General features: G+C 48.7%; 24 protein-coding genes. 6 read left to right on the top strand and 18 right to left on the bottom strand.

The window, feature by feature from the left end; translation table 11 throughout:
• Positions 1 to 10 precede the first annotated feature (10 nt).
• The gene (locus tag LPA26_RS10190) at positions 11 to 916 is read right to left on the bottom strand and encodes a DUF58 domain-containing protein (protein ID WP_229008211.1); all 906 of its coding nucleotides are present in this window, start codon (positions 914 to 916) and stop codon (positions 11 to 13) included.
• Positions 917 to 939: 23 nt separating this feature from the next.
• Positions 940 to 1,989: a MoxR family ATPase gene (locus tag LPA26_RS10195; protein WP_229008212.1), complete on the bottom strand. Its 1,050-nt coding sequence runs from the start codon at positions 1,987 to 1,989 to the stop codon at positions 940 to 942.
• 192 nt (positions 1,990 to 2,181) lie between these two features.
• Here LPA26_RS10195 and LPA26_RS10200 point away from each other — a divergent pair, with 192 nt between their 5' ends.
• Positions 2,182 to 3,639: a PLP-dependent aminotransferase family protein gene (locus LPA26_RS10200; protein ID WP_229008214.1), complete on the top strand. Its 1,458-nt coding sequence runs from the start codon at positions 2,182 to 2,184 to the stop codon at positions 3,637 to 3,639.
• Positions 3,640 to 3,786: 147 nt separating this feature from the next.
• Positions 3,787 to 5,817 carry an EAL domain-containing protein gene (locus LPA26_RS10205; protein ID WP_229008215.1) on the top strand — a complete coding sequence of 677 codons (2,031 nt, stop codon included), beginning with the start codon at positions 3,787 to 3,789 and terminating at the stop codon, positions 5,815 to 5,817.
• A gap of 198 nt (positions 5,818 to 6,015) precedes the next feature.
• Here the strand turns inward: LPA26_RS10205 and LPA26_RS10210 are convergent, their stop codons facing one another.
• From LPA26_RS10210 to LPA26_RS10235, 6 genes are all read right to left on the bottom strand, one after another.
• Positions 6,016 to 7,212 carry a GIY-YIG nuclease family protein gene (locus tag LPA26_RS10210; RefSeq protein ID WP_229008216.1) on the bottom strand — a complete coding sequence of 399 codons (1,197 nt, stop codon included), beginning with the start codon at positions 7,210 to 7,212 and terminating at the stop codon, positions 6,016 to 6,018.
• On the bottom strand, positions 7,205 to 9,271 hold the full coding sequence (locus LPA26_RS10215) for a DEAD/DEAH box helicase family protein (RefSeq protein ID WP_370634368.1): 2,067 nt from the start codon (positions 9,269 to 9,271) through the stop codon (positions 7,205 to 7,207). Before LPA26_RS10215 ends, LPA26_RS10210 begins: the two co-directional genes overlap by 8 nt.
• A gap of 106 nt (positions 9,272 to 9,377) precedes the next feature.
• Positions 9,378 to 9,680 carry a BrnT family toxin gene (locus LPA26_RS10220; RefSeq protein WP_229008218.1) on the bottom strand — a complete coding sequence of 101 codons (303 nt, stop codon included), beginning with the start codon at positions 9,678 to 9,680 and terminating at the stop codon, positions 9,378 to 9,380.
• A gap of 15 nt (positions 9,681 to 9,695) precedes the next feature.
• On the bottom strand, positions 9,696 to 12,431 hold the full coding sequence (locus LPA26_RS10225; RefSeq protein ID WP_229008219.1) for a DNA methyltransferase: 2,736 nt from the start codon (positions 12,429 to 12,431) through the stop codon (positions 9,696 to 9,698).
• A 90-nt stretch (positions 12,432 to 12,521) separates the two neighbouring features.
• Complete coding sequence (locus tag LPA26_RS10230) at positions 12,522 to 12,968, bottom strand: YiiD C-terminal domain-containing protein (RefSeq protein WP_229008220.1); 447 nt, start codon at positions 12,966 to 12,968, stop codon at positions 12,522 to 12,524.
• Positions 12,969 to 12,995: 27 nt separating this feature from the next.
• Positions 12,996 to 13,928: a LysR family transcriptional regulator gene (locus LPA26_RS10235; RefSeq protein ID WP_229008221.1), complete on the bottom strand. Its 933-nt coding sequence runs from the start codon at positions 13,926 to 13,928 to the stop codon at positions 12,996 to 12,998.
• A gap of 138 nt (positions 13,929 to 14,066) precedes the next feature.
• Between LPA26_RS10235 and LPA26_RS10240 the strand changes: the two genes are divergently transcribed.
• From LPA26_RS10240 to LPA26_RS10250, 3 genes are read left to right on the top strand one after another with little or no spacing between them, the layout of a single operon-like run.
• The gene (locus LPA26_RS10240; protein ID WP_229008222.1) at positions 14,067 to 14,816 is read left to right on the top strand and encodes a glucose 1-dehydrogenase; all 750 of its coding nucleotides are present in this window, start codon (positions 14,067 to 14,069) and stop codon (positions 14,814 to 14,816) included.
• Positions 14,817 to 14,869: 53 nt separating this feature from the next.
• Positions 14,870 to 15,505, top strand: coding sequence for a glutathione S-transferase family protein (locus LPA26_RS10245; protein ID WP_229008224.1), 636 nt, complete (start codon positions 14,870 to 14,872; stop codon positions 15,503 to 15,505).
• A 51-nt stretch (positions 15,506 to 15,556) separates the two neighbouring features.
• On the top strand, positions 15,557 to 16,390 hold the full coding sequence (locus LPA26_RS10250) for an alpha/beta hydrolase (protein ID WP_229008225.1): 834 nt from the start codon (positions 15,557 to 15,559) through the stop codon (positions 16,388 to 16,390).
• Between the two features lie 25 nt (positions 16,391 to 16,415).
• Here LPA26_RS10250 and LPA26_RS10255 read toward each other — a convergent pair whose 3' ends face one another.
• Positions 16,416 to 16,616 (bottom strand): hypothetical protein, encoded by a 201-nt coding sequence (locus LPA26_RS10255; protein ID WP_055830648.1) that lies wholly within the window; start codon positions 16,614 to 16,616, stop codon positions 16,416 to 16,418.
• Between the two features lie 113 nt (positions 16,617 to 16,729).
• Here LPA26_RS10255 and LPA26_RS10260 point away from each other — a divergent pair, with 113 nt between their 5' ends.
• Positions 16,730 to 17,653, top strand: coding sequence for a DNA-3-methyladenine glycosylase (locus LPA26_RS10260; RefSeq protein WP_229008226.1), 924 nt, complete (start codon positions 16,730 to 16,732; stop codon positions 17,651 to 17,653).
• A gap of 46 nt (positions 17,654 to 17,699) precedes the next feature.
• On the opposite strand, the gene LPA26_RS10265 is transcribed toward LPA26_RS10260, so the two are convergent.
• From LPA26_RS10265 to LPA26_RS10305, 9 genes are all read right to left on the bottom strand, one after another.
• On the bottom strand, positions 17,700 to 18,272 hold the full coding sequence (locus LPA26_RS10265; protein ID WP_055868650.1) for a hypothetical protein: 573 nt from the start codon (positions 18,270 to 18,272) through the stop codon (positions 17,700 to 17,702).
• Between the two features lie 107 nt (positions 18,273 to 18,379).
• Complete coding sequence (locus LPA26_RS10270) at positions 18,380 to 18,751, bottom strand: hypothetical protein (protein ID WP_055830654.1); 372 nt, start codon at positions 18,749 to 18,751, stop codon at positions 18,380 to 18,382.
• Positions 18,752 to 18,931: 180 nt separating this feature from the next.
• Complete coding sequence (locus LPA26_RS10275) at positions 18,932 to 19,255, bottom strand: thioredoxin family protein (RefSeq protein WP_229008227.1); 324 nt, start codon at positions 19,253 to 19,255, stop codon at positions 18,932 to 18,934.
• Positions 19,256 to 19,273: 18 nt separating this feature from the next.
• Positions 19,274 to 19,903, bottom strand: coding sequence for a hypothetical protein (locus tag LPA26_RS10280; protein ID WP_229008228.1), 630 nt, complete (start codon positions 19,901 to 19,903; stop codon positions 19,274 to 19,276).
• Entirely contained in the window at positions 19,900 to 20,256 is a 357-nt protein-coding gene (locus LPA26_RS10285; protein WP_055830660.1) for a response regulator, read from the bottom strand. Before LPA26_RS10285 ends, LPA26_RS10280 begins: the two co-directional genes overlap by 4 nt.
• A gap of 55 nt (positions 20,257 to 20,311) precedes the next feature.
• A complete protein-coding gene (locus LPA26_RS10290) occupies positions 20,312 to 21,520 on the bottom strand; it encodes a hybrid sensor histidine kinase/response regulator (RefSeq protein WP_229008229.1) in 1,209 nt (402 codons plus the stop codon).
• Positions 21,510 to 22,118 (bottom strand): chemotaxis protein CheB, encoded by a 609-nt coding sequence (locus LPA26_RS10295; RefSeq protein WP_055830662.1) that lies wholly within the window; start codon positions 22,116 to 22,118, stop codon positions 21,510 to 21,512. Before LPA26_RS10295 ends, LPA26_RS10290 begins: the two co-directional genes overlap by 11 nt.
• Positions 22,118 to 22,936: a protein-glutamate O-methyltransferase CheR gene (locus LPA26_RS10300; protein WP_055830664.1), complete on the bottom strand. Its 819-nt coding sequence runs from the start codon at positions 22,934 to 22,936 to the stop codon at positions 22,118 to 22,120. The genes LPA26_RS10295 and LPA26_RS10300 overlap by 1 nt, the downstream gene beginning before the upstream one ends.
• Positions 22,937 to 22,938: 2 nt before the next feature.
• Positions 22,939 to 26,403 (bottom strand): response regulator, encoded by a 3,465-nt coding sequence (locus LPA26_RS10305; protein WP_229008230.1) that lies wholly within the window; start codon positions 26,401 to 26,403, stop codon positions 22,939 to 22,941.
• Positions 26,404 to 26,489: the final 86 nt, after the last annotated feature.

The raw sequence follows: 26,489 nt of genomic DNA on the forward strand, positions 1-26,489 counted from the left end.
TTGGTTTGCTTTACAGGGCCTGCTCAAAATAATGCGTCATCAGTTCCGCCCGGTAATCGCCGTGCATGAACAGCGCCGGGCTGTCAAAGCGCAAAAACAAGGCTTCCAGCGCCAGCCTGCGCGCATTGAACGCATCCACGAATTTGGCTTTTACCTCGCTGCGGAAAAACAGTGTGCGGTTGCGCCCGGTTTCTAGGTCTATCATGGTGCCAAAGCCAAACTTGGGCAGCTTTTTGTATTCCTCATCGTCCCACAACACAACCGGGATCACCTTGTGCGCCGACATCGCTGACAAGCTCTTTTCAATCACACTGAGCGGCATATGGAAGTCTGATATCCAGAACACCAGCGCCCGCGTCTGGCCTAAAAAATTAGGCATATCCGCCACACCTTCCACCCCTATGCGCAGATGCTGGTAGTCATGCAACATGGCGATAGTGGCTTTGCTCTGGTGCAGGTTGCGGCTTAACGGCAAGGTGTAGTCTTCAAGCACCTGCTGGTTATAACCGATAAACCCGAACAAATCGCCGGCGTGATAAGCCGAATTCGCCACCGCCGTCGCGACTTCCATTGCAGTATCCAGCTTGCGCTTGTGCCCGCGAAACTGCATGGAACTGGATAAATCGCACACCGCATAAATCGGCGTGGTGCTGTCCTGGTTAAATTGCCGCACCTTCACCTGCTCAAACGGGTCGCGTATGGTCTGGCGCAAATCCATACGCCGCGCATCCGGGTAATCCACCAGGTTCACCGTACCGCGGTAATCTGAACCGATGCCGCGCTGCGTGCCCGGATGATCCCCCAGCTGTATGCTGTCCGACTTCCAGCCGATCACATACTCAAACGGCTGCGCATAGCCAGCTTCATCGACCAGCGCCGGCGCTTTCTTATCGGCTTTTTTGAATGAACGTAGCATGTGGGTTTTCTTTCAATGCCTGCTTAGGCAGCTTTGCTGAAGCTCAGGCTAGGTACCGCAATCGTGCGGATGATGTTATTGGTCAACTCACGCGCCAGCGCCGTCCTGCGGTTTTCATACGCGGGATTGAACACCAGCCGGTGCGAGATGACTTCGTGGAACACGGCATGAATATCTTCCGGATACAAACTGTCGCGGCCATTCAGCCAGGCATTCACACGCGCCGCTTTCATCAGCATACCCATGCCGCGCGGGCTGGCCCCGGCCTGGATCAACCGCGAGATATCGACACTGTCCATGGTCACGCCAAATTTTTCCGGGTTCACCGTCGCATCCCACAAATCCATGGTGTACTCCTCCAGCACATCGCTGGATTGAATGTGGTCTTGCAAGCGGTCTGAAAACGCATTCAACTGGTCGAATTTGAGGATATCGCTCTCCACCTGTTGCGTCAGTTTTTCGGCATGCTGGAACTTGGTATTGAACACCAGTGATTTTTTCAGCTCGCGGTCAGCGGGAATCTCAATCGGGATCTCCATCATGAAACGGTCACGCGCCGCAGAAGGGATTTCAAACGTCTCGTTCTTTTCCACCTGGTTACGGTCGGCAAACACAATCATATGTGGCATGCGATATTCTTTTTTGAACGCGCTGATATGGCGCTCGGCCATCACCCGCAGCATCAGGGCATGCACCTGTGGCCGTGCACGGTTAATCTCGTTAAAGAAAAACACAGACAAGTCTTCACCCGCGCGCAACAACGGGCCTTCGTCAATCTGCGGACGTCCGTCCGGGCCGAGGAAGGTATGGTAAATCAGGTCATTCGGCATCAGGTCCACCGTGCCTTCGATCCGCTCGTAAGCGCCACCGATACCGCGCGCAATGGATTGCAGCAAGGTAGTTTTACCCACGCCGACGCCGCCATCCAGCAACACATGGCCACGGGCAAAAATCGCAATGTTCATCAAACGAATGGCTTTGCTCTGACCGACAATCACCTGATTTACCTGCTTTTCCAGGTTCAGTGCATGGTTACGCCAATCTGCCAATTGAATATCCAGAGGAGCTGACATGAATGTTTCCTTTAATAGAATGTTTCAAAAATGTAACAGAATGTAACTAGTCCACAATCCTCCAGTTTTGAGAACATTGCTGGTCCAGTTAAATATGCGATATAGTGAAGGTTACATAGTCCAGATTTTTAGCAATAGCTAGGGATTTTTTCCCGCTGTTGAGATGTTCAGGGGTCGAGGGAGGCGTGAAAAATGCTACGTTCGTGGAGTCTTAAATTAACCATTACCGACACTTCGGGCTTGCCGGTCTATCTGCAAATCGCGCAGCAGATCATGGAAGAAATCCAGCGTGGCCGCCTGGCGCCCTCCACCGCCATGCCAGGCACCCGCGAGCTGGCAGAGAAACTGCAGGTCAACCGCAAAACAGTGATCCTGGCCTATGATGAACTGATCGCCCAGGGCTGGCTGATATCTGAACAACGCAGGGGCTCATTCGTTTCCGCCAACCTGCCCAACTTCAACGCACAGCCGCAAACCGCCAAAACCAGCAAACAGCCCGCCAATGTGGTCGAAGGGCCAACGCATCCGCTGTTGAATTATCAGTCCCCGGAAGCTGGTGTCATCGACTTTAATGATGGCATCCCCGATTCACGGCTGATCCCGTTCAATATCCTGTCCCGCGCCTTCCGACATGCCTTGATCGGGTCCAGCAAAAATCTGGGTTACGGCGACCCGCGCGGCACGCTGGCATTGCGGCAATCGATTGCCACCATGCTGAATATGGAAAGAGGCCTGAGCGTAGCAATCGACCAGATCTGTATCGCGCGCGGCAGCCAGATGGGTATTTTCCTGGCGGCGCGTGTGTTAACCAGGCCGAATGATTATGTAGTGGTAGAACAGTTGAGCTACCCGGCGGCGAAAGAAGCCTTCAGGTCCTGCGGTGCCAATATCCTTACCGTAGGGCAAGACAAGCACGGCATTGATGTCGTCGCGCTGGAAAAACTGTGCAAGCAGCATCCTATCCGGGCCATTTATGTTACTCCGCACCACCAGTTTCCCACCACCGTGATCATGACGGCTGAACGCCGCCTGAAGCTGCTGATGCTGGCCGAGCAATACGACTTCACGATTGTTGAGGACGATTACGACCACGAATTCCACTTCTCGCACCACCCGGTGTTTCCACTCGCCAGCACCAACCACGGTGGCCGCGTCATCTATGTCGGCTCCCTCTCCAAAGTGCTCGCTCCCGGTCTGCGTGTTGGTTACCTGGTGGCTACGCCCGGCCTGATAGACCGTTGTGCCAAAGAAGTGATGCTGATAGACCGGCAAGGCAATTCCATTACCGAGCTGGCAGTCGCCGAGCTGATGAATTCCGGCGAGATCAAGCGCCATATCCGCCGCACATTCAAGATCTATAACGAACGCCGAACCCTGCTGATTGCACTGATCAAAAAAGAACTCAAGGAATACGTCACCTTTGATGCCCCCGATGGCGGGCTGGCGATCTGGTTACGCCTGAAAGAAGGTTTTGATGTAGAGAAAGTAGCCGAGCAGGCGTTAAAACACAAAGTCCGGATTTTGCCCGGCACCCTGTTTTCAGAATCGCAGCAAAGCGTGCATGCGATCCGCCTGGGGTTTGGCAGCCTGACTACGGTGGAGCTGGAAAAAGGGGTGCTGGGCTTAAAAGCCGCTTTTACTGCTAGCTGAATCACTTCGCAAATCAGCTGTTGATGCATTTCCAACATATTGATATTTAAGAAAATTTAAATATGTCCGAAAACATATATTACAAGCAATTTAATTTTAATGGTGGGAAGATACAGATAGATCAATATTGGAATATTCGGTCATGTCATGAAAAATATTCAACATCAGCATATTGAGAGCGATCAATACATCCAGACATTGATCGATAACTTCCCTTTCATGGTCTGGCTCAAGGATGAGAACAGCCGCATCCTGGTGGCGAACACTGCCTATGCCAACATGGTGGGCGTAGCCTCAAGCGCTGATTTGATCGGCAAGACGGATTTTGATTTTTTCCCGCCTGAGCTGGCACAGGAATATGTCGATGGTGATCAATGGGCCATGCGCAGCACCGCACCGAGTGCAGTGACGGTGCCGATCAAAAATTCCGAAGGTGAGTATTACTGGATAGAGTCGTACAAATCTGCGGTGGTGGTCGATGGTAAAGTGGTCGGTTCTCTTGGTTACGCCAGGGATGTCACCGAGAACATCCAGAAAGAGCACGAATACAAATCCATTGTAGAAAACTCATCCAATTGCATCGCCAAATACAACAGCGACTGCCAGCGCATCTTTCTCAATAACGCCAACTCCGCATTTTATGAAGTGGATTGCGCCAGCCTGATCGGTAAAACCCCCTCGCAATATCCCGGTGGCGACTTCGCCACCGCCTTTGAGCAAAGTATCCGCGAAGTGTTTCAAAGCGGTGAAGACCAGCATGTTGCCTTCAGGCTGATCACCAGTAATGGCAAACATAAAATCATGGATACGGTGTTAACACCTGAATTCAATGCCAACCAGGAAGTGAAAGCCGTCATCGCCATCGGGCAGGACATGACGCAGTCATATGAAAACCTCGACCGCATCCACCACCTGGCGTATTTTGATTCCATCACCAAACTGCCCAACCGCATTGCCTTGCTCGAAGTATTGAATCAATGCCTGAATCAATCACCGCCAGAAGCTTCATTTGCATTTCTAATGCTGGACCTGGATGGCTTCAAGGCGGTGAATGATTTACTCGGCCACGCCGAAGGTGATTTGCTGTTATACGAGATGGCCAGGCGCATCGAGCGCGCCGTGCGCCCGACTGACACCGTTGCCCGGCTGGGCGGCGACGAGTTTGCGATTTTACTTTCTCAAGTGAAAGACCCGAAAAATGCAGGCATGGTCGCGAAAAAGATACTTGAATCCATCAAGCAGCCTATCCTGATCCGCGGCACAGAACTGTTTATATCCGCCAGCATAGGCATCGTCGTGTGCCCCGAGCACAGCAACGTGGTCAGCGATATTGTGAAGTTCTCCGATATCGCCATGTACAAGGCCAAAAAGCACGGCAGAAACAACTACCAGTTTTATTCGTCTGATCTATCGCAAACCACGATAGAACGCATAGACATCGAGCGCTCATTACGCACCGCCCTGCAAAACGATGAATTCCTGCTGCACTACCAGCCGCAGGTGAATTTAGAAACTAACAAGATTGTCGGCGTAGAAGCCCTATTAAGGTGGCACCGCAATCACAGCGAAATGATCCCGCCCAACCGCTTTATCGGCATCGCCGAAGATTCAGGCTTCATCATCGAGATAGGCGAGTGGATCATGCAAACCGCCTTTAAAGATGCCGTCAGGTGGAATACCGGCCGCGAAGAGCCTATCACCGTTGCCATCAACTTATCCAGCCGCCAGTTTATCCACAACAACCTGCTCAACTCCATCAAGCACCTGTTAAAGAAAACCCATTGCAACCCGGCATGGATCACGCTGGAAATCACCGAAAGCCTGCTGCTAAACGACAGCGCCTACATCAGAAAAACCCTGAAAATCCTGGATAGCATGGGCTTTAGAATCTCTCTGGATGACTTCGGCACCGGCTATTCAGCACTCAGTTACCTGAGCAAATTCCCCGTGAGTGAAATCAAAATCGATCAGTCATTCGTTCAAGGCATTGCAGATAACAACGACCATCGCCTGATTGTGCAGGCGATTATTTCAATGGCGAAAAGCTTGGGTAAAGAGTTGGTGGCAGAAGGGGTGGAGACGGCTGAACAAGCCCAGTACTTACAAGATTGTGATTGCAAAGTGGTGCAAGGGTTTTACTTCAGTAAGCCTAAGCCGTTTGATGAAATTGATATGTAAGCCTTGTCGGAGTTCGCTTCTAAAAAAAGCGAACCCCTCTTTAGATAAAATTCACAATAAGATATTGATTAATTTATATAATCTTCGTATTCAGGCCACTTATATTTATAGAAGAAATATGAACTTTTTCTAGAAATTTTAGCTTAGTTGCATAATCAATTTAGATAAATTTCGATGAAAGCAAATGAGTACCGCTAGCTAGGAATTCAATTCTAATTTCGCATTTTCCACGTTATATTCGTAGTTACTTAAAGTCCCATCTTTGATTTTTTCTACCATTTCATCAATGATAAAAAGCGGCACTAAAAACCATTCACGTGGGTATATTGGATTTCCGAATCGATCCTTGATGTGAATTTTTAACCTCGCTGTATTTAAAAAGCGATGTATCAAGTTTTCAAGTTTAATTCTATTAATGTTATACAGCTCATAAGTAGCTACAACTTCAACTTCAGCCATTAAGAAAGTAGGATCTACCTTGGCATTAGCAATACGAACTGCAATGCTACCGCCAGTTACTCCAATTTTATGGAGTACGTTTGATCGAGAAGCAATTTCAGGGTGGTCAGATTTACTCCTAAGAACATAAATTGTTCCACTCTCAACATCTTCGTTCTCTACAACATTGTCGAATAAAGGACCTGCGTTGGGCTCAGATACTCTACGGCCTGCTTCATCTTTGTACAACGCACGTTGAAACGAGCGGCGCAAAATATTACTTTCCGTTTGATTGTCATAAATGACGCGCATACGAGCATCAGCCTCACCATTTGGTGCTTTAATGGTTTCTCCACTTTCAGCAACAAAGGCTAATTGCCCATTCAGTATAAAAAACTCCCCTGGATTAATGCTTGCATCCTCTTTAAATCGCATTGTTTTACGTTCACCCGCTTTGATCTCATCCTGCACTTGATCAAACAAACGTTTAAAATTCTCAAAATCCTCGCAAAATGAGCGCTGTGCTACCTCTTCAGCAGCTTTTCTTTCGGCACGAGACTTAACAAACTTGAGCTGCGTGATGTCGTTAGAGGCAGGTTCAGAAACGCCAAGCTCAGCAAGCAATGCATCATCGTCTAATGTATCTAAATCTAAACTGGTAAGTTGTGGGTTATTTGTGAGCAAACCATGTTTGTCCATACCCTCTAAAAGCGTTTTGCACTCATTAGATGCTCGAATCTGATCCAATCTGACAGCATACAAACGTTCAAATATATCGTTGCTTTCTCCGTGTTGCGGCAATCTTCCATTAGTTTCAATAAACCGCTCAATCTCTTCAAAGCCAGCAATAATTCGTTCTTCACGAGGTGTGTGACTGCTTGTATTTTTAATCTCTACTTCTATACCCAATTCGGCGAGCAGCGCGTCGTCTTCATCAGTAAATTCTGATTTAGCCACGACTTGCCTCCGCTTTCATACGCGCCAAATAAGCTACACCTTCGGCCATTTTCTTTTCCCAGGGATCAGCAGCCGTAAGCGAGGGCAACCGTCCATGTTCATTTTTAAAAACAACAGCACGCTTTGCCAAATCACGCGCCTCTTCAGGTGACATGCTCAATTTTTTTCCGGTAATAATTGCCTGCACTTGCTTCAAACTTTCCTCAGTCATTGCTTTGGATAAAATTGCATATGCCTCGCTAAATGGATTGATATGGTCAATTAAATCAATATCCAAATCACGTACATCAGTCACATACTTTCTGACGCCTTGAATAAACGCCGTACTACCTACGCGTTCATTTTCGGTTACGTCAGGATGTTCATTAATAAATTGTTTGGCTTGTTGAGTCATATTCATCGCTGCAATAGCATGTTGACGAATAGCTTCCTGATCACCATCATCCAACTCAGGATATCTGTCACGCACAATTTTCCCCATGCGGATTTGTGTTAACTCTTCAGGCACCATTTCGTCATCAAACAAACCACGTTCAATACTGGTTTTGTCTTGCACAAATGCAGTAATCACCTCGTTCAAATCTTCTTGGCAAATACGTTTTGCATCTTTGCTTTTTGGTTCAACTAAACCTTTTATTTCGATATGGAACTGGCCTGTATTTTCATTAAAACCGACATTGTTACCACCAGGTTGATAGCCATTTTCACCATAATCAAAACCTTCCATAGGTGCAGCTTGTGGGTTTTTTGGCGTGAAATTAAATTTTGGAGTCAGTACCTGTTCCATCAGCAAACTAGCCGCAATCGCTTTAAGAGTATCGTTGACTGCGTCTGTTACTTTATCCTGTGATGCATCCGGCTCTGCAATAAGGTTTGTAAAACGTGAGCGTGTTTTTCCTTTTGCATCGCGTGTTGCACGGCCAATAATCTGAATAATTTCAGTCAAGCTTGAACGGTAACCAATTGTTAATGCATGCTCACACCATATCCAGTCAAAGCCTTCTTTTGCCATACCTAACGCAATAATCACATCCACATGGTCACGATTGTTTTTTTGAGATGGATCTTTTAATGCTGTAAGTACTTTTGCATGTCTATCAGGACCATCGTCCACCAAATCAGCCACTTTTAAAGTGCGATTATCTGCGGTCACGACAATATCAAATCCCGTAGCAGCGTCTTTGCCTTTCCACTCTCCCATAGCACCCAGAATTTCACTCACCTCGGTAGTTTTCCCACGTTGAGTACTTTCACGGGAGTTCACGCTAGGTATATGAATAATTGTCTTGAGAGTGGTATCCAATACCTCGCTGATTTCATCAATATACGAACCCGAGTAAAAGTAATACCCTAAATCCAACGTTTTAAGATAGTCATACCCATTTAGCTGTTCATAATAAGTGTAGGTAACTGTTTCAAATTTGGCCTCATCATGTGGAGATAGCACCGCTTCAGCATCGCCTCTGAAATACGAGCCAGTCATAGCCACGATATGTACCTTATCGCGTTTAATAAATTCGCCCAAATGCAACCCTAGCTTGTTATCCGGGTTAGCACTCACATGGTGAAACTCATCGACTGCAATCAAGCAATCATCAAACAGTTCAATCCCAAATTTATCTACTGCGAATCGAAATGTAGCATGTGTACATACCAGGGTTTTGTCGTAACTTTCTAAAAATGCCTTTACAGAATTAACCTTACCACCGTCCTCGCCAGGCGAATTACACAAATTCCATTTTGGCTCTACTACCCAGTCCCAGTAGAACCCATATTCTGTTAAAGGCTCATTGTTAAAGCTGGCTCCGATAGATTTTTCAGGCACAACGATAATCGCCTTTTTAATACCTTGATTATTTAACTTATCAAGTGCAATAAACATTAACGCTCTGCTCTTACCGGAGGCTGGAGGAGATTTAATAAGTAAATATTGTTCGCCACGTTTTTCGTACGCCCGCTCCTGCATGACGCGCATGCCTAACTCATTGGCTTTAGTGGATTTTCCGTTGGAAGAATAATTGACGGAAACAGATGGAATTGCCCTGAAAGCACCTTTCACTGACGTAACCACATTGTCTCCTGGTTTACCTAGGATAGCACTTTTAAAAAACTCATCTCCAAGTTCATCAATATCAGACATATCAATTCCGCTCATTTGCCTAATCTCAATTAATCGTTTTTTTGATGTGGGCATAATATGCTTCTCTTTCTTTTTGACTGGCTTTTCTTGAACTAATTACGCGTATATTTCCTTTACGTTCTGTCCAAACTAGGACAGCAGCACTTTGGTCATCTAATGCACCAATTGTGACGAATCGCCTTTCATTGAGCTTTTGATTATGCTTACTTTCAGCAGTCAAGGTAAGTCCCTCAAAAATTCTGCAACCCTCTGTAAATCGCAAACCATGTTTAACCAAGTTGGATCTTGCCTTTGTTTTGTCACACTCAAATTTATTTACAGATACCATTTAAATATATCCTTATTATTTTTTCATTTTTGTGTACAGCTCAAAAAGCTTTTCTAGTCGCTCAGTGTCGTTTTTAAATCGGCGGCCGATATAGATACGCTCTAGCACTTCATCATTGCGGTCGTGGGCGCGGCGGAGGTTTTCGGGCATGTTGTCGGGGTCGTACAAATCGGCTATGGTTGCGGGGAAGTGCACTTCTCGTGCCAGCAGAATATCCTCAGCGCAACGGGTGAGGTCTTGTTTGTTTTTTTCGGTGAGTTTGGGGACGGGGAAGGTGTTCCAGCCTAATGTGTTTGAATATCTAATTCGAGTTTCAAGTTGACCACATACAGATTTAATCCAGATATGATGCAATCTAGATGTAAGAAGCCCAAAAACCCAGGTGGATGGATCGTACATAACGAAAGCCGCATTAGTTACAACAACATTCTGTGCTGGTAGTAACACTGGCGTCAAATATTGACGCTTTTCAGTTGCAACTGCTGGCATAGCAATAATAACGGTGCTTTCAGGTCGTCGAATTTCAACAAATCTATGAGGATGTTTTGCCCATTCTCTCGTAGCCAACTTCTCACTTTTCAATCGAGATTCACGAACTCCTTTTATACGTTCCGATAAAAAATGACTTTTATCTATTTTCCCAACTTCTGAATCATTAATCCATAAGCAGTATCTTGGAATGCCACTGATAATCTCATCAGATCCCCAGTATTCTTTAACAACAGACGCAGCAATAGTGTCATTTATGGGTAAATCGGTTAAATGATTGAGTAGTAAATTTCCACCATCTTTAGGCGCACACCCATTTGTCATTGTTGGTAATTCATTCAATGGTTGTGATGCGTTCGTTACTAGAGGAGTAACTTGGGAAGTAAGATATGGTGAAATATGAGTCACTAATCTTTCGGTGTCGTCTTCAAAAATTCTTTTTTTGTATTTATTTTGACATGAAGATAGCTGGACTATTATTACTGTAACGCCAGCATTATTAGCAGCAAGATTTGCCCATTTGAATGAGGTGTGAGCGGATGTAATTTCGGCTTGGCGTAATATAAGTGGCCACAACGCATTTACTTGCTGCCCTTGGCATATTGAGTTTGTAGTTACAAAAGCTGCCGAACCACCCTGCTTTGAAACAATCTGCGAAGCTTTGTAGAAAAAACCAGCAATATAATCTAGAGACCTCCATCTGCTTGTTTCTCGTGCGAGTATCCCCTCTAGGTCACTTTTCTGTTCTTTTGTTTGTTTTTTGTCACCAACATATGGCGGGTTGCCACAAATATAAGTTTCGCCACCTTCATTCTCAAAATCAATCTCAGCTTGGTCTAGCGGCGTGCTGAATAAGTCATTAGCAACAAGTTTTACACCTGTGCCAGTGGGCGGACAAATGGTTAGCCAATCAAGCCTGAGCGCATTCCCACAAGTAATCCAGTTTTGCGAATCAAGTGGCAAAAAAGCTTGTAAGGCTTCCTTCTGGCCGATATACACTACATCGCATTGATACTCGGCAATTATCAAGGCGAGACGCGCAATTTCTGCGGAGAAGTCTCTGAGTTCAATCCCTCTAAAATTGGTCAATGGGATTTCTGATTTGAGATGCAATTCACCACGGCGTTTGTTAATTTCCGCCTCTATCTCCCGCATTTGTTTGTAAGCAATTACCAAAAAGTTGCCGCTGCCACAGGCAGGGTCAAACACGCGAATATGCGCCATACGTTTGCGCAGGTGGAGTAACTTTCTGGGGTTATCGCCTGCCGCTTCTAGTTCAGCGCGAAGATCATCTAAAAAGAGTGGATTAAGCACTTTTAGAATATTGGGCACACTGGTGTAGTGCATGCCGAGTGCGCCGCGCTCTTCATCATCAGCCACGGCTTGAATCATACTGCCGAAAATATCGGGATTGATTTTAGTCCAATCCAAACTGCCTACATGCAGTAGATAGCTGCGAGCGATTTTGGTGAATTTGGGTGTTTCAGTGCTACCGCTAAACAAGCCGCCATTCACGTAAGGGAAGGCATCTGCCCAAGGTCTAAAATTGTTTTTTGCACGCTCTTTAATAGGCGTGTTCATAGCCCTAAAAGTTTCGCTAATCACCCAATCGATATCTGAGGAATCTCGAGCGCTCATTTGGTCAATGGTGGCAGTAAACAGATCATTACCGTTAAAAATATCGGTATCTTCAGCGAAAAAACAAAAAATCAAACGCGCCATAAAGTGATTCATGTCATGACGACGTTCAGCAGTACTCCAATCAGGGTTGTTTTTGAGTAACTCAACATACAGCCGATTTAAACGGCTGGTGGCACGAATATCAAATGAACTCTCGCGGATTTGCTTGATGGTAGAAATACCAGCCAGCGCAAGAAAAAAACCAAAATGATTAGGGAAATCGCTATACCGACAGGCAACGGTTTCTCCTGTGAGAATATCTTCAGCTTCAAAATCAATGCCGTCGGTGGCTAGTATAAATTTAGCTTTAAATTTTTCGGTGGCTGGGCTGATGCGTAGTTTTTGTAATGTTGCATTGGCTTCACCAGCACGGCAAACCGCTATGTGGATATTGTTCCTTTGAAGAACTCCCAGAGAGGACTCGCTACCAATATCTGATTTGTTTTCACCCCCAGTTTTTAGTCGCTTAATGGTGGTTTCTTTATTTCCAAAAGCCTCTAAAAAAGCGTATGGAAATTCCGTGGCAACAAACGGCTGCTCAGCTAACTGACTGATGGCTTCTTCAATTTCTACTGCATTCAAAGCTTTTATCTCGCGAATCTTTAAATTTATCAGAGGGTGATTTTATGCGGTCTCGCAACTAATAACAAAAGAATTAAACGCATCCCTATTTTATTTATACAACACAAATACACCCTGAAATTTAGATGTTGTTTTTGATTCACTAATTATCTGAGCCGTGACTACAATTTTTGCCCTGCCTTTTTCCTGATAAGTCTTTTCAAAACTCTCCCAATCATCCACTGATTGAAAACGCGCCACACATTCAAAGTCTGTTTTCACTGGCAATAAATAATCGATCTCTTGCCGCTTGATCACCAGGTTACCTTTAAGGCCTGCTTGCTCAATTTTTGACTGCACTAACGACCAGGCCGTGGTGATCGAGATGGCCGCGATGCTGCCACCAAATACGATATCGAGATGGTTTTTGTTTAGGGCATAAGAGCCTTGCACGGTGAGTTGGTGATCTTCGATTCTTGCGATTTTTATCCCCAGACTTTTGGTTTGCGGGATAAGCTTGAATAAGGTGTTTTCGAAATTCTGTTCCAGTTGGCCCATGGTGCTTCCTTTTCTAACTATTGTTATTTAAATTTTGCCATTCAACTTTGGCTGGCTTTGCAACAAACGACATTCGGCGAATAGCTCGGCGACCCATTCAATAAATGTACGCACTTTGGACGAGAGGTGACGGTTTTGAGGGTAAAGCGCATTCAGTGGCAGGCTGCCTGTGGGGTAATCGCCCAGCACTCTTTCTAACTTACCTTCATTTAAATAGCCTTGCACCATAAAAGTGGGTACCTGACAGACCCCTATGCCCGCCAGCGCCGCGGCGACAATCGCATCGCCATTGTTGATGGCGAGTTTGCGGTTGGTGGGGATTTCTTGCTCTTCACCACTGTGCTCAAGGATGAAGTTGCGCACTTTGCCGGTTTTGGATGAAAAAAAGTGCACGGCCTGATGGCGTTGCAGGTCGTCGTGATGGGTGGGCCTGCCGTAGGTTTGCAGGTATTCCGGCGAGGCGACCAGCAGGAATTGCATGGTGCCTACCCGCCTTGCGACCAGCGTGGAATCTAGCGGATGGCCAACACGGATCACACAATCGACACCTTCTTCCAGCAGATCAATTGGCCTGTCGTCACAGCCGATTTCGAGCTGGATCTCCGGGTAGCGTTTTAAAAAATCTTGCAGCGCGGGGATGATCACCAGCCGGCCCAGGGGTGTGGGTACATCTACCCGTAAGCGGCCTTTGGGGTTGCTGGTGGCCTGGTGGAGTGCCGCTTCGGTTTCTTCCAGCTCGTTCAATAACCGGATCGCCCGTTCGTAATAGGCGGCGCCATCGGTGGTGACGCTGATGCGGCGGGTGGTCCTGTGCAGCAGTTTGACCCGCAGGCGTTTTTCCAGTGCCAGCACTTGTGCCGAGACGGTGGTTTTGGGCAGGTTTAATGACATAGCGGCTTTGGTGAAGCTTTCAAGCTCCACTACCCGCGTGAATGCCAGCATGGTGTCGAATCTATCCATCAATGCCTCAAATGACTATCGATTGTGCAATAAATTAACACAGTGATTGCTAATTTAGTCTATTTATCTCGGATTTTTAATTATTTATAGTGGTTACCAGTTTCAAACAACCCACACTTTTTATTTAGGAGAATGATGATGAGCAATAAACTTGAAGGTAAAGTCGCAGTCGTAACCGGTGCATCTAAAGGCATAGGCGCAGAAATCGCCAAACGGTTTGCGCGGGATGGCGCGGCCGTGGTGGTGAATTATTTTTCCAGCAAGGCAGGTGCTGACAAAGTTGTCGCGGAAATAACCCAGGCCGGTGGCAAAGCCGTTGCTGTCGGCGGTAACGTCAGCGAAGCAGGCGCGGCTGAAGCCATTATCAACGCTGCGATCACCAATTTCGGCAGGCTGGATATCCTGGTGAATAACTCCGGTATCTATGAATTCGGTGCTATTGAAGAAATCACCGCGGAACACTTCCACAAACAATTCGACACCAACGTATTGGGATTGCTGTTGACTACCCAGGCCGCGGTGAAACATCTGGGCGAAGGCGGCAGCATTATCAATATCGGTTCTGTGGTCAGCCGCTTAACGCCACCGGGTGCTGCGGTGTATACGGCGACCAAAGGCGCAGTGGATGCGATCACCGGCTCATTGTCCCGTGAATTGGGCCCACGCAAGATCCGCGTCAATGCCTTGAACCCTGGCCTGGTAGTCACTGAAGGTACACACACTGCCGGTGTGATCGGCTCTGAGATGGAAGCAGGCTATGTGGCACAAACACCATTGGGACGCAGCGGCCAGCCAAGTGATATTGCCGCGATTGCCGCTTTCCTGGCTTCGGACGACTCGTATTGGTTAACCGGCGAACAATTGCTGGCTGGCGGTGGTCTTCGTTAACAAGCGTTTTGTTAATAGCAAAGTTTGCGCTAATTACTTGAGGGAAAAAGCAAATGATCAACTTGTATACATGGGCGACACCGAATGGCCGCAAGATTTCCATCATGCTGGAAGAGCTGGGACTGGACTATGAGGTGAGCCCGGTTGATCTGGGCAAGCTGGCACAATACTCACCGGAGTTTGGGGCGATTTCGCCCAACCATAAGATTCCGGCGATTGTCGACACCGAACCCGGCAAAGATCCTGTGGTGATTTTTGAAAGTGGTGCCATTCTGACCTACCTGGCGGAAAAACACGGCCAGTTTCTGGCGCCAGCAGGCCAGGCGCGTTACACCACGTTTGAATGGTTGCACTGGCAGACCAGCGCACTGGGACCCATGCTGGGCCAGCTGGGTTTCTTTGCTGTGCGCAGCCAGGAAAAAGCACCGCTGGCGATTGCCAGATTTACCGAAGAAGCGGACAGGCTACTGAACGTGATGGACAAGCAGCTGCAAAACAACACTTACCTGGCGGGTAGCGAATATTCGATTGCCGACATTGCCAGTTATGCGTGGACACTGGCGGCGACCGGTTACCTGAAAGAGGTGCTCAAGGACTCTCTGGCGACCAAACCGGCATTACATCGCTGGCTGCAAACCGTAGGCGAAAGACCTGCGGTACAGCGGGGCATGGCGATTCCCCAAATTTGAAACCGGTTAACATTTAAAAATGGATTTTGAAATCATCGAGGTGATTAAGCTTTGTCGAATAAAGCATTGAGGTGGACCACCACTTTTCAAACACCTGCAACCAGCCAACCGGTGACGTTGCAGGGTTTCGGCACGCCAGGTAAAAGACCCGGTCAAACCAGATCACCGGTAGTGATATTTTTCCACGGCGGGCTGTTTAATGCGGGCAATATAGAAGAAGCTTTTGCGCTGGCGACTGCGCTCACCGATCAGGCGCTCACCAATCAGGAAAATCAGGCGATTGTGGTGTGTGTGGATTATCCGTTAGCCCCTGAAGTGAAATTCCCCGCCACCATTGAAGTCGCCTTCGCCGCACTCCAATGGGTAGTTGACAATGCCAAGCAGATTGGCGCAGACAGCAAGCGGATATTTGTTGCCGGTGAGCACGCAGGTGGCAACCTGGCAGCGGTAGTTGCCATGCTGTTTCGAGACCGTGCGATAACCTTTAACAAGCAAACAAATTTGGCGGGCCAGATATTGATCAACCCGATGCTGGATGCGCTACAGACTTCAAAATCGATGGGCAATGCGGCCGATAGCCCATGCCGGCGTGCCTGGGCGGAATATATTCCCACCGCCAGTGATTGCACCCACCCTTACGCTTCACCGTTGCACTCATGCCGCCTGGGCGGGCTGGCGCCTGCAACCATTATGACGACTGAATCTCACCCGCTGCGGGATGAAGCGGAAGCGTATGCGGCGAAATTGTTGCTGGCGGGGGTGCCGGTGCAGGTGCGCAGGTTGGGAGATAGTACACACCCTCTGACTTCACCGCTGCACCCTTGTTTCAACAATTTGACCCAGCTGATCCGGCAAGTACTGCTGGATAAGAGTACTGCTGGATAAAAGCTAGCCAACAAGGCTGATATTGTTAAATGTCATTCTCGCTACTCAACTCCCCTGGCGATAATTGACCCTCTTCTACTTCTGCCGCGATTTCAGCCGAGTGTGAGCCGGGTGGCTGCTTGTCATTTTTCTTATGGGTTTTGGGTGGTAACAGCGAGGTTTCGTCCAGGACTGGTGTTTCAGGTGGGTGTGCATGGTTGTTGGATTTATCATTCTTGTCTGGCATACGGTTCTCCCTCAAATATCTAAACAAAAAGCTTACTCACTGGTCAGACAAGGCATCCGCGTTTGTGTTTCATGGTAAGTGTATTCTATTGCTCAAATTTACTGCCTTAACCTATGTCATCACCCACTTTGCAGTTACAGATTTTGCCATTGCAGCGTTTGCCTTTACCAAATGGATTCCGGCCGCAGGATTTCCTGACTTTTCATGGGCGTGACAAACTGGCGGTATCGGAAAGCGTCACCGGCAACACATTGCAAAAAGCGATTGTGTGGAGAGACCGCCCTGCCCTGTTAACGCTAGCGTTTGATTTAGATGTAGTGAAATATCAACTGGCTCTGGATGACCCGCTGCTGGAGATTAGCGCGGAAGAAACACTGCAGCTGGTGCAACATATACTGGGGCTTACGCAAGCGATTGCCGGGTTTGAACAGGCCTTTGCAACGCACCCATTACTTAGTGCAATGATTGCCGAGCAAGCAGGGCTACGCGTGCCGGTGAGTTTCAGCCCGTTTGAGGCGCTAACATGGGCGATTATTGGTCAGCAGGTGAGTTTGAGTGCGGCGATTGCCATGCGGCGTAAATTTATCCAGCAGGCGAATATCAGGCATTCATCTGGTTTTTATTGCTATCCTTCACCAGCGCAGGTGTCGCCAATGTCAGTCGAATCATTACGGCTGGCAGGTCTGTCACAAAGCAAGGCGAATACGCTGTTGAAAGTCAGCGAGCTGATGCTTACCGGGCATTTGCCACTGGATGACTGGCTGCATCACCAGGCATCGCCCGAGCTGATCGCTAATAGCCTGGCTGCCATCAAGGGCATTGGGCCGTGGACTATCAGTTACGCATTACTCAGGGGCTATGGCTGGCTGGATGGCTCATTACATGGGGATGCCGCGGTACGGCGCGCGATCAGGGGATTGATGGCACTGGAGCAGTTGAGCGATAAAGAGGCTGAGCAATGGCTGAAACCTTTCAGCCCGTGGCGCGCTTTGCTGGCTGCACATTTATGGGCCTGGCAATCGCGCTCACCTGGCTGATTCAATGATCAGGGATTTAAAAAGTTAGGGCTCGATGATATTCAAATCAAGCCGGGCAAGGCATGCCTGCATTTACCCATTGTTTCACTGCGGCGACGGTTTGCTCTTTGGTGAGCGGCGGCACTGTGCGGTTGCCACCCGGGTTCCAGCCCCAGGCGACCAGCTTGTCATCAGCAAAGTGAGTAATCAGTTTCTGGCCGTCTTTACCGCCATTGCGGGCCGGGTCTTTCAGCACCATGCACAGGTCTTTAGGTGAGAGGCCGATAAATACCATTTTGTTTTCCGGTGACGGCAATTGCCAGTGTGGCGCCCCCGGTGGCGCATGCATACCCATCACGGCGGGGGAGTTTTTTTGCTGGTGGCAGGAGCTGCATTCCATCGCTGGCATGCCTTTACCATCCATGCCGCGCTGTACCAGCATGGCGTGCGGCTTGCCCTGGTCGTATTGCAAGGGCTGATCACCGGGAATATGGCAGTTTTGGCAGCGTGGGTGTTGCAGGACAGAACGGATAGGTTCAAACAGTTGTGCCGGCTCGGCGCCAATCACGGCTGCAGCATATAGTGCGCTGTATACCACCAGGAGTCCGGACCATAAGTTGTTGTTTTTTGGGCGGTACATACAGTCTTCTCCTTGGCCGGTTGAAATCTGGGTATCAGCTGATGCAAAAGCCTGACATCAATGCCAGGCCAGTCATGATTATTTTTTACAGGTCTCCGCCATGCAAATCAGGCGAACGAAAGCTCGTGCCAGATAGATTTGTCATTAGCGGCAACCGGATCGTCAAAGCTATTCTGGTGCGATTTGATCTTTCCATTTTCTGTGTAGAAAGTCAGCTCGAACTTGTTAGTCACCGGCAAGTTCTGGAAAGGACCTGAAGGGTCAAATGAGCGGTATTGCAGGCACAGGTAGATACCTGGTTCGATCAGCAGGTCAAACCGTTGACCGTAGGCTGAGTTAGTGGATACATCTGTTTGCTTGAAACCGTAGGCTAGCGCATCCCGTCTGACGTGATACCAATCCTGCTCATTGCATGCCTGATTAATCGAGAAACTCAATACTTCAAATATTTGTTCTGCAAATTCGTTCGGGGTACGCATACTCGTTCAACCTGTTTTTATTAATTAAAATCACTACTGAAGATGGCGGTAGTGTAGGTTGAAATTTGTAGGATAAAAACTGGCGGAAATCTGATTTTATTGTCAGATAAATCTGGCAAAAGCCTGGCGGGATATTGTGCGGAGTTTGCTGATGCCGAAGAGATTGATGGGCAAGTAATTTTATGGGGTGGATATGCGCTGCAATGCAGCCTTCAGTTCACCTGCATTGATCTGCCTGACCAGTCGCTCTTGCTCAATGCCGTCTTTTAAAAAAATTAGCGTCGGCCATAACTTAACCTTGAATGAACGGCCCAGCCTGCGGCCTTTGCCATCTTCGATTTTAATATGCTGCACCTGCGGAAACTGGCTGAGGCCAGATGTGATCGCTGGTTGCGCGGCCTGGCAGTGACCACACCAGCCGGTACCGAATTCGAGTACCACTGCACCTATCAATGCATCGACTTGTTCACGGCTTGGTTCTGGTAAAGGCTGTGTTTCAAACATTGAATCGAGTAACTAAGTTTAAACGGCGACGTTTTTAAAGTTGAACTGAACGCCCGAGTCACTTTGCACGATCTCGCATTGCTCAGAGATATTGGCTACCCAATCCCAATTTTTTAACAGGCCTGTGTTGATGGTCTGGGTGCCTGCGCATGCCTTGTTCCAGGTGAACTGGATGCTGTCTCCCTGCGCCCTGATCTGCAGTTTTTTCTCTGTGCCTTGTTTGTCCGCCAGCAGGATGATGCCTGCACATAGTAATACCCTGGCTTCCTGTGCCGGCAACATCTGCTGTTCAGACACATGATTAGCGATGATAAGATTGTTGGTGTAGCACTCCATCTTGAGCAGCTCTACACACTCACTGACCAGCTCATCAGCAGGCAATTGAAACGGACTATCCTGGGCAACCCAGGTGAACAAATTCTGGGTGGCGTTGGTTAAAATCTTGGCATTGAGTTTGATTTCATCGACTTGTGTCTGAATATATGCCGCATCTGCGCTGCCAGCATGGACTTTTCTGCTCAGCACATGCGAGAGCAGCGTGATCGGCTGTAATTTACCGAGCATCTTGTGGCGAAGGCCGGGCATTACGCGGTTGATCACTTCGTTTCTCAACTGATCGAATAATGCGGTGTCGGCCACTATGCTCATTGCCTGGTCCCGGAAAAGCGCTCAATGGCGGCCATAAAAGCATCCATCTCGAGCGGTTTTTGGCTCCACTCTACCGAAAACGGCAACGCTTCACAGTGCTGCTCGCCATAGCCGGAACAGACCATGATGCCAATGGCCGGCTGGATAGTTTTCGAGATTTTTGCCAGTTCAATGCCCGACATCCCGGGCAGGCTGACGTCTGTGATCAGCAGGTCAATGGCGGATGGCTGCCGCAAAATATCCAGCGCATGATGAGCCTCGCTGGCAGTGACGATGGCATGCCCCTGCAATTCCAGCAATTCGCTCAAAATTTCCCGCGTATCGAGATCGTCTTCAACAATCAGTATATTCATGCATAGTTTTCTATTGATTAACTTAAAATTGATCGTTTAGTTTGGGTACGTTTATTCATTCGCTGTGCCCGGCTACGCTTTGCAGGGGCAAACGGAGGGTAAATGTACTGCCGACATCTTTCTGGCTGAGCACAGTGATTTCACCACCATGCGCTTCAGCTAATTTACGCGAAATATACAGCCCCAGGCCTAAGCCGGCTCTCACTTCGTTACCAGAGGCGCGTTCAAATGCCTCGAATATATTCTTTTGCTCATGTTCGGAGATACCAATCCCCTGGTCAGTGACTTGTACGATAGCTAACGCGCCTTCGCGTTTTAAAGCCACCTGCACCGGCTTGCCTTTGCCATACCTGATGGCATTCGTGATCAGGTTGATAATAATCTGCTCAATGCGGAATGCATCCCAATAGCCGGCCACTTCTGTTTCTGCTTCCAGCTGGATTACTGTACCAGCCTCTTTTGCGAGCGGCGTCAGGTCTTCAGCCACTTGCCTCACCAGTACCGACAAATTCGCATCGCCCGTCTGGATGGAAAGTTTGCCATTTTTGATCCGGGAGACATCCAGCATATCTTCAATCAGCCGGATAATGCTTTTTATTTGCCGTTCGCCGCGACCCAGCATTTTGTGCAGGTTTTCAGGCGTGAAGGCAGAGAGATTATTCTTGGCTAATTGCGCGCACCTGACCTGTACTTCCATGAATAGCGTATTCAGCGGCGTGCGCATTTCATGCGCCACCAGGGACATAAACTCCTCACGCATGTTCAGTGAATGTTGCAGCTCCTGCTGGGTAGATCTTAGCTGGCCCAACAAAAACTCCTGCTCGCGCCGGCTTTCTTCCAGGGCCTTGACCTGGTGCTCAAACGCCACGCGATGGCGGAACAACTCAACAAATACGTTTGCCTTACTTTGGACCGCATTGATGTCTAATGGTTTATACAACACATCCACCGCACCCGCGCCATAGCCTTTAAAAGCGTAATTCAGCTCCATGCCGGCGGCGGTGACGAATACGATAGGCACATGTTTTGTTTTTTCGGTGCCGCGCATCAGCTCAGCCAGCTGGAAGCCATCCATTTCCGGCATTTCGACATCGACCATTGCCAGTGCGAAGTCATGTGCCAGTAACAGCTCCAGCGCGTCGATACCACTGCTGGCCTGCATGATGATCCGGTCAGGCGCACGGAGGATGGCATCCAGTGCCCGCAGGTTTTCAGGCAGGTCATCGACGATCAACAACTTGATTTTTTCGTTACTATCTCGCATGTCCATCCATAAATTGCAGCAATAACTGCCTGATGCCGGATAATCCTTCAATGAGGTCCGGCGTTTGTAATTTGATGGCTTCGCTCGGCATAGTACCCGATTTTGCTTCCCCCGGTGTTTGCACCACCGTAAAGCCACCATACTGCTTAATCGTTTTCATGCCCATGGCTCCATCCAGATTCGCCCCGGTCAATAATATTCCCAGCAGGCCAGGGCCATAAGCCTGCGCTGCACTTTCCATCAGGAGGTCTATCGATGGTCTTGAATAATTCACCGGCCTTTCACAACTCAGGGAAAAAGTGGCGTCACCCTCTACCAGTAAGTGGTAACCGGCCGGTGCAAAATAGAGCCTGCCATTGAGAATGGTGGCTTTATCCTCGGCATCCATTACTTTAATGCGTGTCCATTGCTGGAAAACTTCAGCCAGGTTACTTTCATGGTGATCAGGCAGGTGGATGACACAGATGATAGGCAAGGGATAATCCGGTGGCAGAGGACAGAATAATTTCATCATGGCTTCTATGCCACCGGCAGAAGCCCCCACTACCACGGCTTTAATCGCCTGCAGCCGCGCTTTTGCCTGATGGTCACTGTCCATCAGAGCTTCCTGAACAGCTTATCTTTTTTCACGATCGCTTCAAACTGATGTGAACAGGAGGAGAAGTCCAGGCTTTCTTTGTGCCCTAGCCCAAGGAAACCGCGCCTGCACAATGACTCGTGAAACAGGTTATAAGCACGGCTCTGCAAAGCCTTGTTAAAGTAAATAACCACGTTACGGCATGAAACAAAATGGGTTTCCGAGAACACTGAATCGGTCGCCAGGCTGTGATCGGAAAAAGTGATTTTTTCTGCCAGGGCTTTATCAAACAAGGCTCCGCCATAAGCGCCGGTATAGTATTTTTCCAGGGTAAATTTACCGCCCGCTGCCTGGTAATTTTTAGTGTAAAGCGCCATTTTATCCAGCGCGAACACGCCTTTTTTAGCTTTTTCCAGCGACACAGGATTGATGTCGGTGGCATAGATAATACTGCGCTCTAACAAGCCTTCTTCCTGTAACAAAATCGCCAGCGAGTAGGCTTCTTCACCCGTGCTGCAACCTGCCACCCAGATCTTGAGCGAGGGATAGGTTTTTAAAACCGGCACCACTTGTTCGCGCACCGACAGGAAATATGAAGGATCCCTGAACATCTCGCTGACGGGAATGGTGAGGTATTGCAGCAACTGCATAAACACGGCCGGGTCATGCAGTACCTGGTCTTGCAGCTGTGAGATGGACTCGCAGCGCAACGCACTCATGCCCTGCTCTATCCTTCTCTTCTGCGAGGCTTTGGAGTAGTTCCTGAAATCATAGTTGTACTTGAGGTAAATCGCCTCAATCAACAACTTGATTTCAATGTCTGCGTCCGGCAACTGCATGCTTACAAGCGCTCCAGGTTTGGTATCCAGATGCGTAGCAGGGATTGCAGCCTGTCTATATCCAGCGGCTTGGCCAGATAGTCACTGGCACCGGCCTTCATACATAGTTCCTGGTCATCCTTCATCGCTTTTGCTGTCAAGGCGATAATAGGCAGACGGGCAAATTCAGGCTTTTTCCTGATCTCGCGCATGGCTTCGTAACCATCCATTTCCGGCATCATGATATCCATCAGCACCAGGTCGATATCTTGCAGCTGCTGCAGTTTTTCAATCGCTTCCAGCCCGTTGCGGGCAATATCCACATGCAGGCCCTTATGTTCAAGAACTTTGGTCAGCGCAAAAATGTTGCGCACATCATCATCCACCACCAGAATTCTCCTGCCTTCAAACACGCGGTCACGGTTCCTGATGGTTTTGAGCATGGATTGATGTTCAGCCGATAGCTGAGATTCCACTTTATGCAGGAACAAAGTGACTTCATCCAGCAGGCGTTCAGGGGACCTGGCACCCTTGATGATGATGGAGTTGGAATACTTGAGTAATTCCATTTCCTCTTCCCGCGTCAGGTTACGGCCGGTGTAAACAATCACCGGCGGGTACGAAAGAATTTTTTCGGTGGACATGCGCTGTAGCAGTTGATTGCCCTTCATGTCCGGCAGTTTCAAGTCGATGATCATGCAATCAAATACTTGTGTTTGCAGTTGTTGCAGGGCTTCTTCACCCAGCTCAACCGCCACGATCTCGATATCGTCATCGGCTAGTAACTGGATGACGCTTTCACGCTGCCTTGCATCATCTTCAACCAGCAGCACGCGTTTGATCTGCTGGGTATATTTTTCTTCCAGCTTAAAAAACACCTCTTTTAACTCGGCCCGTGATTTTGGTTTCAGGGCAAAACCAATCGCTCCCAATTGCAAGGCTGCATCCTGCTGCTCGGCCGCGGAGACGGCGTGCACGGGAATGTGCCGGGTTTCAGGGTTTTCCTTGAGCTGTTGCAATACCGTCAAGCCAGAAGCATCCGGCAAGCGGATATCCAGCAGGATCGCCTGTGGTTTATGGGTTTTTGCCAGCCACAAACCCTGGGAAGCGTTATTTGCCACCAGACAGCTGTACTGCATTTCATGCGCGATGTCATACAGAATCTTGGCGAAATCCTTATCATCTTCGATCACCAGCGCGAGTCGGTTAGCATGTTGGATATTGTCGCGGTCATCGGGGAACGCAGGCAGGGCCATAGCCTCTGGTTCCACCGTTTTCGGCGCTACCGCTACCGGCGCGGCCGCTGGTTTTACCTCAGCGACACGTGTCGGGGTGTCTCTGGTTTCGCTAACCACCAGCGGACAGGTTAGGGTAAATGCGCTGCCACTGCCGGGCGTACTTTCCAGCGTCAGCTCGCCACCGAGTAACCTGGCCAGGTCACGCGAGATGGATAAGCCAAGGCCGGTGCCGCCATATTTACGGCTGATCGAGCCATCCGCCTGATGGAATGCTTCAAAGATATTCTGCTGCTGGTCTTTGGCAATGCCAATGCCGGTATCACGCACCGTAAAGGCAACCTGGTCATTGCCATGCGCTGCAATCGACAGCGTTACTTCGCCATTTGCCGTAAATTTAAAAGCATTGGAAAGCAGGTTTTTTAGTATCTGTTCCAGCCTGAATTTATCGGTGGTAATGCTCAGAGGCGCATCCGGGCTGACCGAAACCTGGAATTGCAATTCCTTTTCTTTGGCGACAGGCTCAAAACTTATTTTCATCGCGTCTGCCACACTTTGCGTGGTGACCGGCAGAAGATTGAGCTCCAGCTTGCCTGCCTCCACCTTGGAGATATCCAGGATATCGTTGATCAGGTTAAGCAAGTCATTGCCTGACGCATAAATGGTTTCAGCAAAAGTCACCTGTTCTTCATTCAGGTTGCCTTGCGCGTTATCCGCCAGCAATTTTGAAAGGATCAGCGCACTGTTCAGCGGCGTGCGCAGCTCGTGCGACATATTCGCCAGGAACTCGGATTTATACTGGCTGGATGACTGTAATTCTTCGGCTTTTTTCTCTAATTCTTTTTGTGCCGCAATCAGGGATTCATTCCGTTGATCAATCAATGTTGCCTGGTGCGCCAGCTGCTCATTGGTTTGTTCCAGTTCGGCTTTCTGGTTTTCCAGCATGGAATGGGATTCTTCGAGGATAGTCGATTGTTCCTCCAGCTCTTCATTCGCAGTTTTGAGCTCTTCCTGCTGGACCTGAAGTTCCTCATTCAATTGCTGCACTTCGGCATAGGCACGTTGCAGGCGTTGTTTGGCAATCGTGGCCTCAATCGCCGAGCCCAGATTATTGGCAATAAACTCCAGCAGGGCCAAATGCTTTTCCGGAATTGCTTCCAGAAAGCCCAGTTCCATGACCGCATTTACCTGTCCGTCGCTTTTCAAGGGAATGATGACAATGCCGTTGGCCGGAGCCGAACCCAGTGCAGAATGGATGCTGAGGTAAGTTTCGGGCAGATTATTCAGCTGCATGATCTCGCCGGTAAGCGCCACCTGCCCCACCAGGCCTTCGTGTTTGAGTATATGCTCGGCAGGCAAGCCAGAATTGTCCGTGAAGCCGTAGGCAGCGAACAGGCTCAGCGTGCCATCCTCCTTGTATTCATAGAGGGCGCCGACCTTCATAGGCACATATTTGGACAGAATGGCCAGCGCTGTTTTACCCAGTTCCGGCAATGCAAGTTGCCCTAGCCCGCTTTGCACGATTTCCGCCTGCCCCTGGCGCAGACGGCTTTGTTCCTGCAGATACTCAGCATGCTCGGCCTGCTTATTCAATATTTCGCTGTAATTTCTGGAAAGTCCCATCAGGTCTTTGCGACCCATCAGGGCCAGCACGCCGCTGACCAGCAGGCTGATAATCAGGAAAGCAACCACACTCGTGTAAGTGGTGCTGATGGCCTTGTCATTTCTTTCCTTGAGCAGGCGTTGCTCGGCTTCCAGCGTCTGGCTCAGGTCTTTTCGCAATTCATCAAACTGCACCTTGCCGCGCTGTGAGCGGACCACGGATAAATAGTCCTGGTTATTCTGGCGCAGCTCTATCATGGATTGCGCATATTTATCCCACTCGGTAATCTGGCTCTTGATCTTGCGGAAGCGGGCCACCTGGTAATCGTTATCCACCACCATCTTGATCAGGCTATCCAGCTCGGCTTGCACCAGCGGACGGGCCACCTGGTAAGGCGTCAGGAACACTGGATCGCCCGCAAGCAAATAACCTCGCATGCCTGACTCCATATCGGTAGAAAGCTTGGCAGTTTCATTGATTTTGCCGATGACTTTCTGTGTATGCTCCACCCAGTTCAAGGCGGATAGCAGGTTGAAAATCAGCACAACAAAAATAATCGCGCTCAGGACACCAAGCGCTAAAGGCAATGTGATATTGCGGATTAGAATCCTGCGGAAACCGATTTGGTCTACTTGTTGCTGTTCTGTCATTGCTGTTCCTGGAAATATCTCTGCTTAACCCAATAAAGATACCGTAGATAGCATGGTATGGCTAGCCATAGCCACGATTTGGCCGG

The organism is Methylophilus sp. Leaf408 (assembly GCF_916856905.1).
GTDB lineage: Bacteria > Pseudomonadota > Gammaproteobacteria > Burkholderiales > Methylophilaceae > Methylophilus.